Annotated in this window: 9 protein-coding genes; 8 read left to right on the top strand and 1 reads right to left on the bottom strand. The window is 33.8% G+C overall.

Annotated elements, in window-relative coordinates; all coding sequences use genetic code 11:
* Positions 1-29: 29 nt before the first annotated feature.
* The 6 genes from B0A67_RS09970 (at position 30) to B0A67_RS09945 (ending at position 5,782) form a co-directional block, all read left to right on the top strand.
* A complete protein-coding gene (locus B0A67_RS09970; RefSeq protein WP_072964388.1) occupies positions 30-581 on the top strand; it encodes an HD domain-containing protein in 552 nt (183 codons plus the stop codon).
* On the top strand, positions 578-1,384 hold the full coding sequence (locus B0A67_RS09965; protein WP_072964387.1) for a helix-turn-helix domain-containing protein: 807 nt from the start codon (positions 578-580) through the stop codon (positions 1,382-1,384). Before B0A67_RS09970 ends, B0A67_RS09965 begins: the two co-directional genes overlap by 4 nt.
* Positions 1,385-1,461: 77 nt before the next feature.
* Complete coding sequence (locus B0A67_RS09960) at positions 1,462-2,970, top strand: serine hydrolase (protein WP_072964404.1); 1,509 nt, start codon at positions 1,462-1,464, stop codon at positions 2,968-2,970.
* Between the two features lie 2 nt (positions 2,971-2,972).
* Positions 2,973-3,473 carry a nuclear transport factor 2 family protein gene (locus B0A67_RS09955; RefSeq protein ID WP_072964386.1) on the top strand — a complete coding sequence of 167 codons (501 nt, stop codon included), beginning with the start codon at positions 2,973-2,975 and terminating at the stop codon, positions 3,471-3,473.
* A 185-nt stretch (positions 3,474-3,658) separates the two neighbouring features.
* Entirely contained in the window at positions 3,659-5,113 is a 1,455-nt protein-coding gene (locus B0A67_RS09950; RefSeq protein ID WP_072964385.1) for a serine hydrolase, read from the top strand.
* Between the two features lie 225 nt (positions 5,114-5,338).
* Positions 5,339-5,782, top strand: a complete 444-nt coding sequence (locus B0A67_RS09945; protein WP_072964384.1) for a hypothetical protein — start codon at positions 5,339-5,341, stop codon at positions 5,780-5,782.
* 239 nt (positions 5,783-6,021) lie between these two features.
* Here B0A67_RS09945 and B0A67_RS09940 read toward each other — a convergent pair whose 3' ends face one another.
* A complete protein-coding gene (locus tag B0A67_RS09940) occupies positions 6,022-8,412 on the bottom strand; it encodes a penicillin acylase family protein (RefSeq protein WP_072964383.1) in 2,391 nt (796 codons plus the stop codon).
* 114 nt (positions 8,413-8,526) lie between these two features.
* Between B0A67_RS09940 and B0A67_RS09935 the strand changes: the two genes are divergently transcribed.
* On the top strand, positions 8,527-10,083 hold the full coding sequence (locus B0A67_RS09935) for a hypothetical protein (RefSeq protein WP_072964382.1): 1,557 nt from the start codon (positions 8,527-8,529) through the stop codon (positions 10,081-10,083).
* Between the two features lie 202 nt (positions 10,084-10,285).
* Positions 10,286-12,097 carry a hypothetical protein gene (locus B0A67_RS09930; RefSeq protein ID WP_072964381.1) on the top strand — a complete coding sequence of 604 codons (1,812 nt, stop codon included), beginning with the start codon at positions 10,286-10,288 and terminating at the stop codon, positions 12,095-12,097.
* The last annotated feature ends 55 nt before the right edge of the window (positions 12,098-12,152 follow it).

Genomic DNA, 12,152 nt, shown 5'->3' with positions numbered 1-12,152 from the left:
GCTTATTCATAAAAACTATTAGCTCAATAATGGAATTACAAAGTATTTATCAAAAGACTATAAAATTTGCTGCTAAAAAACATGCAGATCAGAATCAGGTAATTCCCGGAACTAATTTGCCTTATGTTGTGCATTTAAGCAATGTAACCATGGAAATTATATTTGCCTCGCAGGAAACAAAAGAATTCAACACGGCATTTGCCATTCAGGTTGCATTGCTTCACGATATTCTTGAAGATACAGAGACTATATTTAAAGAGCTTGCAGAAGAATTTAATACGGAAATTGCCGAGGCCGTTTTAGCCTTAACAAAAAATACTGACATCCCGAAGGAAGAAAGAATGATGGATAGTTTGACCAGAATTAAAAAATTATCAAAAGAAGTCTGGGCAGTAAAATTGGCTGACAGAATAACTAATTTACAGATTCCACCGCGGCACTGGGACTCAGAAAAAATAAAAGAATACTATAAACAAGCTTTACAAATACTAGATTCATTAGAAGGCGGCAATGAGTATTTAGAAAAAAGGCTTTCAGAGCGAATTCAGGATTATTCAAAATATTGCACCTCTAAAGCATGAACCTATATTCAGAACATTACGTTAATCAAAAAACTGAACGGTTCGTCAATAAAATTTGGTGTCTCGATAACAGCATTGGCGAAAGCCTGATCGAAAACAAACTTGTTTTACCAAATGGCTGCTTTAATCTGGCAATTGTGAGCGGAAATGCCATAGAAGTTCATACCAGTAAAAGCAAGTACGAAATGAACGAAGGTTTTTACTTTTGTTCGCAAATGACCAATAAAGTTTTAGTCAACATTCGACCTGAAACTAAGGTTACGATTGTACAATTTCATGCCTGGACACTTTCGATGTTTCCTAATTATGATTTGAGTAATTTCACAGATGCTATTATCAAAATTGATGCTTGCGAATTGCCTTTTCAAACTAAAATCGAAACGGATTTAAACAGTGATATCTCAATATTATTAAACACAATCAATACGTATTTTGAAGAATTAAGTACTTTACATTCAAATAAAAATGTAATCGAAAGAATCTGTGAAACAATCAAACTTCATCAGGAAGAAATTATCGTTTCGGAAATTGGAAAAATTTTAGAGATATCACAAAGATCGCTTCAGATTAAATTTAAAATTGCAACCGGGCTTACCATCAAAAATTACATTCAGATTTTGAAATTCAGAAAATCGGTCGATCAAATGGTCAACTCAGATTTAGAGAAATTAAAACTCACTGATGTTGCACTTTATAACAAGTATTTTGACCAGTCGCATTTTATCAAAAAATTCAAAGATGTGACCAAAACAACACCCAAAATGTTCAATTCAGCATCTTATTTTCTTTCTAAAAAAAGATAATATTTCGCATTTGTACAATTTTGTTACATTTGATTGCATTAATATTGCACAATCATCAATCAATCAAATCAATCAAAATGAAAATCAACAAATCATTTTTCCAGCTAAAATTGTTTTTAGTTGGAATACTACTTTTCCAATTCCATATCGGATTTTCTCAGGAAGAAAAAAACTCCAAATTGTACAAGACTATCATATCGAGAGACAGCCTTCTCTTTAATGTTGGTTTTAATACTTGCGATGTTTCACAATTCGAAAACTTACTTAGCAACAATTTTGAATTCTATCACGACAAAGACAGCATTCAGGACAAAGCTTTATTTCTGAAAAATATCAGAAAAGGCTTATGCAGTTCAACCAAAACGTATCAAGCCAGAAGAGATTTAGTTGAAGGCAGTACAGAAATTTATCCACTAGCCAAAAATGGTGTTCTGTACGGCGCTTTGCAAATAGGAATTCACCAATTTTTCGAACCTGTTCCAGGTCAAAAAGACAAATTTGGAAGTACGGCAAGATTCACTCATCTCTGGATACTGGAAAATGGAGCTTGGAAACTAAGAAGATCTTTAAGTTACGATCACCAGGATATTAATACTGTAGGCACTAAATCGAGTATTTTTGATAATGATTCCGAAATTGAAAAATGGCTCAAACAAAACAACGTTCCAACTTTGGGAATTGGTATAATCAATAACGGGAAACTTCAACAAATAAAGGTATTTGGCGAACTCAAAAAAGGCATTACAGCACCATACAACACAATATGGAATGTTGCTTCACTGACCAAACCCGTAACAGCAATAATCGCTTTGAAACTGGTAAGTTCAGGAAAACTGAATTTAGACGAGCCTCTTTATAAATACTGGGCAGATCCGGATATTGCAAATGATCCGAATACAAAACTTTTAACAACAAGAATCATTTTAAGTCATCAAACGGGTTTCCCGAATTGGAGACTCATGAACGAATCCGGTAAACTGGACTTTAAATTCAAACCCGGAACAAAATACCAATATTCCGGAGAAGGATTTGAATATTTGAGAAAAGCACTCGAAAAGAAATTCAATAAAACTCTTGAGCAATTAGCGGATGAAGTGGTTTTTAAACCGCTTAAAATGACTGACTCGAAGTTTGTATGGAATGACATTACAGCTATTTCAAGATATGCAATTAATTATGATAATAAGGGCAATGCTTACGAGCCTGTTAAAAATAAAACGGCAAATGCTGCCGATGATTTACTGACCACCATTCAGGATTACGGAACATTTTTATGCAGCGTAATGAACAGTGACGGATTAAGCAAAGCGGTATTTGACGAAATGACATCACATCAGGTTGAGACTAAGAAAAACAAATATTTCGGGCTTGGTTTCGAAATCTATGATTTAGGAAATAACAATTATGCTTTATCACATGGCGGAGCAGATAAAGGCGTTCAAACGATTGTTTTATTGTTGCCAAAAACCAAACAAGGTCTGATTATTTTTACCAATGTTGACGATGGTTACAAAGTGTATGAAAAAATAGTGAATCACTATTTGGGTGAAAATGGAAAAAAAATAATTGAAATTGAAACGAAATAAAAATGGATCATAACAAAAAAACAAATATGCCCCAAATGGTGAATGTAATAATGCTTTTTATTCTGTTTTTAAGCAGAGAAGCGGTCGCGCAAATTAAGAGTGAAGATCCTAAAATGGATCTTCTGAAAACTGAAATCCTTAAAATGGACAGTTTACTTTTTGATGTTGCTTTCAATCAATGTGATGCAGCACAATTTAAAAAAATAATAGCTGATGATGTTGAGTTTTATGACGATCGTTTTGGCTTGAATGTTTCTAAAGAAAATGAAATAAAATCACTGAACGCAAAATGTGCCAGACCTGAAAAACTAACCCGAAAATTAAATTCATGTACTATTGACAAATTAGGTGATTTTGGCGCAGTACAAATTGGTGAACATACTTTTTATATTGATGGAAAACCGGAGGGAACGGGTAAATTTATTCATATCTGGGAGCGAAAAGATAAGGATTGGAAATTGAAACGAATTGTTAGTTACGAGCACCGGCCTATCAAAAAATAATTTTGGTTAATGTTCTGATCTTCGCTTTTTAGAAGAAAAATGAAAAAAAATGACTGATCTTGAAACTTAATTGAAACTTAGTCGTCTAACCAAAAGACGCCGATATGATCTCATGTGATTATAGAGTTTCAATCATCAAATCAAAAATCGATTCATTAACCATAATCAACTCATCATCAATCATTATGAAAAAACCAATCAAACTAATTGTACTTTCTCTTTTTGTCTTTGTTTTTGCTTTGAACGATGCTTTTGCGCAAGACAAAGCAAAACAAATTGAAGAACTGATAAGTAAATACAATCAATACGGGCAATTTAATGGCGCTGCTTTAGTCGCTGAAAACGGCAAAATTATTCTGAAAAAGGGATTTGGCTCTGCCAACATGGAATGGAATATTCCAAATCAGACGGATACAAAATTCAGATTAGGCTCTATCAGCAAGCAATTTACCGCTTTCTTAATTGTAAAATTAGCTGAAGAAGGCAAAATAAAACTGGATGTTCCTATTACGATCTATTTACCGGATTATCCTAAAGCAAGCGGCGATAAAGTAACGATTCATCATTTGCTTACACATACTTCGGGAATTCCAAATTATACTTCTTTACCTAATTTCTTTAAGGACAAAAGCAGAAATCCTTATACTCCTGAAGAATTTGTAAAAACATTCTCGAATCTCCCGCTTGAATTTACGCCTGGCGAAAAATTCAATTACAGTAATTCAGGATATTTTTTATTGGGATATATTATAGAAAAAGTTTCCGGAAAATCATACGAGCAATATTTACAGGAAAATATTCTTACTCCACTAAAAATGGTTAATTCCGGTTATGACCATGCCGATGTTATTTTAAAAAACAGGGCTGCGGGTTATGAAAAAAGAGGCAAAAAAATCATCAATTCCCCTTATCTCGACATGAGTATTCCGTATGCGGCAGGTTCTTTATACTCTACTGTAGAAGATCTTTATCTTTGGGATCAGGCACTCTATACTAACCAATTACTTTCATCAAAATCAATGGAATCTTTGTTTAGCTCTTACATCAAAGCCGGAAAAGGATCTTATGGATACGGCTGGTTTATTGAAGAAGCGGACAATGGTCCTGCAGGTAAAGTAAAAGTTACCGAACACGGTGGCGGAATTAATGGTTTTAATACGATCATTTACCGTATTCCGGCAGATAAGAACCTAATTGTTTTATTGAATAATACAGGCGGAACTGTTTTGAATCAGATTAGCGAATCGATACGTGCGATTTTATACAATCAGCCTTTTACAATGCCTAAGATGTCCTTAGCATTAGAACTGTTGGACAAATTCTCAGATCAGGGAGTTACAGCCGGGCTCGATATCTATAATAAACTTAAAAATGATCCTGCTTATGCCCTTTTAGAAAGCGACATGAATAATGTGGGATATCAATTACTACAAACCGGAAAAACAAAAGAAGCTCTTGAAGTTTTCAAAATAAATGCAGAAACGTATCCAAAATCAGGAAATGTTTATGACAGTTTAGGCGAGGCTTATTTGACAGATGGAAATAAAAAATTAGCCATTATCAATTATAAAAAATCGGTGGCACTTGATCCGAAAAATGAAGGCGGTAAAAAAGCATTAGAAGAACTTTTGAAAAAATAACAGCTAAAAAAAGCAAGCGCGTAACAGCGATAATCTTTATCTTACCCACTCTGATAGTTCTGGTTTAAAACCGAAACTATCAGAGTTTTTTTTATCTGAAAAATGTTTTCCATTTCATATTTAGTAGAAAAAAACTATTTTAGCCCTGCCCAAAATAAGAATATCAAAATCCCAAATCAACCTGATTTACAACTTTTCAAGCTGTAAACATTTTTTATTTAACCTATGAAAAAATTAAAGAAGCAATCTCTTTTAGTTGTATTACTATGTTTGTTTATTCCAACCCTTTGTAATTCTCAAACCACTGCCCAAGCAGTTCCAATGCCTACTCAGCAGAATAAAATTATAATTGATAAAATTGTCGACGCAGCCCGTTACAAAAACTACGTTATCGATTTCTGTCTGGAAACCATAAACGAAGCCGCTCTTCAAGAAAAATGGAATGACCAAAAAACAGTGGAAATAACGGAAAGCATTAATTATAAAAACTTCAGGGATGCCGTTTATAATATGTTCGCATTTTATAACGAAGTAGAATTAGAAACGCTTTTAAAAACCTACAAACAAGATACTGCTTATCAAACTGCAAACGTCATGATTGCAAATCATGCCCTGGGTTATAATCTGGAAATTTTCGCGAATGATATTGTTCGTGGAAAGTATAAATAATGAAGGTTCAAAGTTCCAAAGGCTCAAAGGGGCAAAGTTTTTTTTCTTAGGTTCTGAGATGCTAAGGTTCTAAGTTTTTTCTAAAGAGAGCTCAAAGGGACAAAGGTTTCTTAGTTACGGTGTTAATCTTTGCAGTAACACAAAAAAACTTTGCGAATCTTTGCGTAAAAAACTTTGCGCTCTTTGCGGTAAAATTACACAAGCCAAGAACCTGAAACTTGAAACCTGAAACAAAAAAACTACTTCTTCACCGGTTTAAAAACCAATTTCGTTGATGTTTTGAGAATCTCTTCTTTGTTCAATTTCATTTTTCTGAATTTCCCTGCATTGTACATTTCAGCCTGATCATCATAATGTTTGCTGAACGGATTTCCGGATTGTCCGGTTGGTAAAATGCTCCAGCTGTTTTCGATGTCTGAGAAATCAACCAGTCTTCTGGTTGATGGCCCGCCTTTTACATAATATTTACCTTCATTCGTAAGTCCGAAGAATTGATTGTTTATCACCTCATTTGATCCCGGAGCTGCAAAAGGCCCAACATCAAAAAGTTTACGCAAAGCGGCTATTTTTCCTAACGGATGTTCATGTTCTACCGTATGCACTTTTCCCCAATTCCAATCAGCAACCTTATCTCCTAATTGTTCCTGAAGCGCTTTAACTGATTCATGAAATGATTTCGAAACAATTTCACTTCTGGTTTCTTTTACATTTTTGGTTTTTATATTGTCCCACCAAACTGAATTTTCATTTTCAATTTGTCTGGCAATAACCTGCTTTCCTAAAGACAATCCCAGGAATAAATTAAAATTATCTGACCCCATTTCATCTTCAAAAGTATTTTTTAGATATAAATAAACCCATTTGTTATAAATTGTTGGCGCAACGTCTTCCAGATTGTTTGTTCCTTTCCATGATTGTAAAACTGCAATCACTTCTTTTTCTTTTGGCGAAAGCGAAGCAGTATTTACATTCGAAATTAAACTCTGAACTACACCCGGAGCAATTGGGGAAGTATTATCAAATATCATTTTACTGCTTGCTTCTTTATCCCAATCTGATTTTGCATCCATTAAAGCTGAAATTCTTTTGGCACGATCTTCCGGCAAATAATACCCCGGATACAAATAGCCATCTATGGCTTCCGGCTGATTATTGGCAGAATAAACATAACCCCATTCTGGATTCTCTGCCGACGGGTTTTTCGAGAAATCAAGATATTCTTTGATATCATCTTTACCACTGGCACCGTCTAAAATAAAAAACGAATTCACTCCTTTATCGTGTTTATAAAGTGTTCCTGTTGCCCACCAAGCCACATTTCCTTTCGCATCACCATACATTACATTCAATCCCGGTGCAGCAACCAGCTGAACGGATTTCCTGAAATCTTCTTTGCTTTTAGCATGCGAAAGTCCGTAAACAGCATCTAAAATCTGTATGGGCTGTTGGGTATAAATCCAGGACATCGCAATAGGATTTTTTTTATCGAGACGATCTAATAAATCATTCATAATTGGACCGTGTCGGCTTGTTTTTAAGGTCAGGACAACATCTACAGTATCTTTTACTTTGATCGTTTTCTTTCTGGTTTCGTAAGCTGCAAAACCTGTTGGCGTTTGATATTGATTTTCATCACCTTCTTTATTTTTTTCCTGATAAAAATCGATATCATCATTTTCGAACATCGTTAATCCGTAGGCATAATCACGATTGTGTGCCAATAGCGGATACGGAGTTCCGGCCAGATAACAACCGTACAATTCAAAATCCGGTGTAATCAAATGCGCTTCGTACCAGGTTGCCGGCTGCGAAAAACCAATATGCGGGTCATTGGCAAAAATTACTTTTCCGCTTTTGGTTTTTGTTGGTCCTGCCACCCAGCTATTGCTTCCTACAAATGGCGGAATTGGAGAATTATCCAACAATGCTGCTACAGATTTAGCAATCGTTGTATATTCTTCGATATTTTCTTTTGAGCTTTTGATCTGTGTAGTATTAAATTCGCCTTCAATACCTAAATCTTTCAAATATTCAGCACCGTATTTATTCCGGATATCAGTCAATAACGGATCTGTTTTCTGCGCCATGGCAAAACTAAAAGACATGTATCCAAAAATATTATAAACGTCTTTTATTGTAAATTTTTCTTTTTTCACCCCGACCAGAGTAAACTCAATAGGCGTTGTTCCTTCCTCCAGATATTGATTAATACCATCCAGATATGCCATTGCCATTTTGTAGCTCTGACTGTTTTTGTCTAATTTGGCTATGGCTTTTGCCGAGGCTTCTTCTATACCAATTCCGGAGAAAAACTTATCATTTTTGAGCGCAACAGATCCAAAGATTTCTGATAATCTCCCTGGTGCAATTCGGCGAAGTAATTCCATTTGCCACAATCTTTCCTGAGCATGAACATAACCTAAAGCCTTCATAGCATCTTTTTCAGAATCAGCATAAATATGAGGAACACCAAAATCATCAAAATAAACTGTGGTTTCCTTGTCGAGATTCTTCAGTTGAATTTCACCTTCGTATTTGGGTTTTAAATGAAAAATATAGGCACATAAACCTACTCCAACAATAACAATCAGTACGAATAAAACCAGCAGAATTTTTTTAATTTTTCTCATATTCAAAAAGCATAAGGGTAAATGATTGGGTAATGATGTAAATTAAAGATGTAATCGTGTAAAAAACATCGCTTTTAAAAATCTAAATTTATGTATTTAAAACCAATATCATAAATGTCAATCTATAAAAAAATAGCGATCGGTGTAATTTCTGTCTTCATTTTTGTGATTTTAGTCAATATTGGTCTTAATTATTGGATCAAAAAACAATTACCCATAATTGTAAACGAGAAAAATAAAACCGCATACAACATTCATTACGAAAAAATTGAAGTCTCGCTTATCTCTCGAAATATAAATGCTACAACATTATTAGTAAGCCCTAAAAACCAACCTAAGGACAGCAAAAACGGACTTTTCTCAAAAATAGAATCCATTACAATTAAACATTTTAACATCTGGGATTTGGCTTTCCGTGATATTATTCAGGCCGAAAGTATTATTATCAATAAACCTCGTGTGATTTTATACAAAAAAGGAGAAAAACTTCTGAATAATAATAAAAGCATAAAAGACGAAATCCTTGAACCGTTTCGAAAAATTGTTGCCGTTTCGAATATTTATCTCAATGAAGGAACAGTCGACGTCGTTTCATTAGATACTGACAAACCAATTCTTAGCGTTAAGAAAATCATGCTGAAGCTTGAAGGCATTTTACTTACGGATGCAACCCTGAAAGAAAAAATCCCAATGCGGTTTAAAAAATACGTTTTGGTATGTGATAGCTTATATTACAAACCAAGTGCCTTTTATCGTATGAATATTGGTCAGATAAGCACAGAAAATAATTTCCTGAAGGTTAAGAATTTTTCTTATTTACCGGAGTTTAACCGAAAAGAATTTGTTAAAAGATTAGATAAAGAAAAAGACATTTATACCATTAAACTAGATTCGGCACACATTGAAAAGATGGATTGGGGATTTAAGAATGACCAATTTTTCTTTAAGGCCAATTCACTTGTTGCCAATCATGCTGACGCTAATATTTATCGCAATAAAATACCGAAAGATGATTTGAGCAAAAAATACCTGTACAATCATTTATTGCGCAAAATTAAATTTCCACTTCAGATAGATACGATACAAATTCTAAAATCAAAATTGGTTTATGAGGAGGAAATTGATTTCTCGAAAGGTCCGGGAATTTTAAATTTTGATCGTTTTAATATGCAGGTAACCAACCTTAAAAGTGGTTTTAGATTTAAAAAAATGGATGATGTAAAGATCAAAGTCAATTGTGTTTTTATGAAAACATCACCTCTTGATGTTGACTGGCGTTTTAATGTGCTGGATCTCAAAGATAGTTTTCATATTCAGGGAACAATATCAAATTTTAATGTGGCCGCGATGGAGAGGTTTACAAAACCCTACATCAATACTACGTTTACAGGAAAATTCAATAAATATCATTTTAATTTTTATGGAAATGATGCTTCCGCCAAAGGAAATGCAACACTGGATTATGAAGATTTAAAAGTAAAACTATACAAAAAGAAACATCCTGAAAAAGAAGCAAAATTAAAATCAGCCGTAGCTAATTTACTGCTGAAAAATGATTCTGATGACAAAACCAAAAAAGCTGATGTTGAACTGGAACGAATTCAGGAGAAATCATTTTACAATTTTTTATGGAGAAGTATAGCGGAGTCTTTTAAGAAAATTTTGATTTAATGATCTTTTACTTCGGTTTTTTTTAGCCACAAATTACACAAATTTTCACAAATTATTTTTAAATCAGTGCGGTAAAAAATTTGTGTAATTTGTGATAAACTTTTTCCTATGATATTTTTCAATCATTTTAAAACCTGATAATTATCAGTTTTTTTAAGGATAAATTTTCCAACATTTGCTTTTATTTTTAATTTAAAAACAAATGACAAAGCCACCTTTACACACTTTTCATATTCCTGTAATGGGACTCGCCTATACGATTGACAGCCCAATTCGAGTAGCGCAATATGGAATTTCGTCTGTAGTTTCTATAGCTGATGACGATTTGATTGAAAAGATGCGTAATTTTTATAGCACAAAATTCAATCTTCCGTACGAAGAGATAAGTCAGAAATTTCACGATTACAGGGCACAAAGAATAACTTCTTATCTTAATTTGGTTGACAAAATTGTAAAAGAAAAATTCGACAGTTTCAAAGCGGAACTAATGGAAAGCAAAACTGCCGTTGAAAATTATATTGCGATGTTACCCAATACTTCGGATATAAAAAAAGGTTTTCAAAGCCTGTTAGATGATGGAATTTCTTTTAAGGAAAACATTCAAAACTATATCGAATCACATCTTTCTCCCGGTTTAATCGATGTCAATATTATGACAAAACTGGATAAAGATAATTTCGAAAAAAACGAACAGCTTCCCATCGAATTCAATGATGCTCATGCAGCTTTGAGAGGCTTTGCAAACAGTAATCTTGAATCATCTGTTGTACTTTCTGCCGGAATGAATCCAAGATTGTTCAGCTATTTTGAGAATTTTTCAGATTTTTTTCCGAATCTTAACAATGAGCTGAAGAAGAAAATCATCTTAAAAGTCAGCGATTTCAGATCTGCGATGATTCAGGGTAATTTTTTAGCTAAAAAAGGACTTTGGGTTTCTGAATACAGAATCGAATCAGGATTAAATTGCGGTGGACATGCTTTTGCTACGGACGGTCTTTTATTAGGACCAATATTAGAAGAGTTTAAACAAAAAAAGGATCAGCTTGTTCAATCTGCACACGAGCTGATGACAAAAGTATTACAGCAAAAACAACTTTACGCTCCTGAAAATCCTTTACCTCTTAAAATAACGGTACAGGGCGGCGTAGGAACTGCTGAAGAACATGAATTTTTATTAGAAAATTACAAAGTAGATTCTGTTGGTTGGGGATCGCCATTTTTATTGGTTCCGGAAGCAACTTCTGTAGATAAAGCTACCCGAGAATTATTAATGAATGCTAAAGAAAAGGATCTGTATCTAAGCCATATTTCGCCATTGGGAGTTCCGTTTAACACTTTGAGAGGAACTACAAATGAAATTCTAAGACAAAAAAGAATAGACCAAAATAAGGCCGGAAGTTCCTGTCCTAAAAAATTCTTGGCACTTAGCAAAGAATATGATCCGCATGGAATTTGTACTGCATCGAAAAAATTTCAGGATCATAAACTGGAGGAATTAGAAAATGCAAAAGATACGATGTCGTCTCAGGCTTTCGAAAAAGCAAAATTTGCTATTACTGAAAAATCTTGTTTGTGTGTAGGTTTAGCGAATGCCTCGTATTTAGAGAACGATATTAAAATAAAAGGTCAGGCACAAGGTGTAATCATTTGCCCGGGGCCTAATATGGCCTATTTTGACCAAGAAGTTTCATTGTCTGATATGGTTGGTCATATTTATGGAAATAAATCGATTTTAAGGACGGATAACAGGCCAAACTTATTTGTAAAAGAACTGAAAATGTATGTGGATTATTTTAGAAATGAAATCGACAATATTTCAGGGGATATCACTAATGCACAACTTAAAAAATGGAATACTTTTAAAACTAATATTCTGGAAGGAGTTGAGTATTACCAAAATTTATTATCGCCTGCTTTATACTTCAAAAATGATGTAACGAAAATGAGAAAGGATTTCGATTTTTATAAATCAGAATTGAATGAGATTAAGATTCCAATTTTAGAATTGGCTTAAAACACAAAACCCCGATTTAGATTTAAATCGGGGTTTTTATTTATATCAAAATAGT

Origin of the sequence: Flavobacterium aquidurense (assembly GCF_002217195.1) — a bacterium.
Classification (GTDB): domain Bacteria; phylum Bacteroidota; class Bacteroidia; order Flavobacteriales; family Flavobacteriaceae; genus Flavobacterium; species Flavobacterium frigidimaris.
Note: the sequence above shows the minus strand (reverse complement) of the source record. Positions and strands in the feature narration are given on the sequence as shown.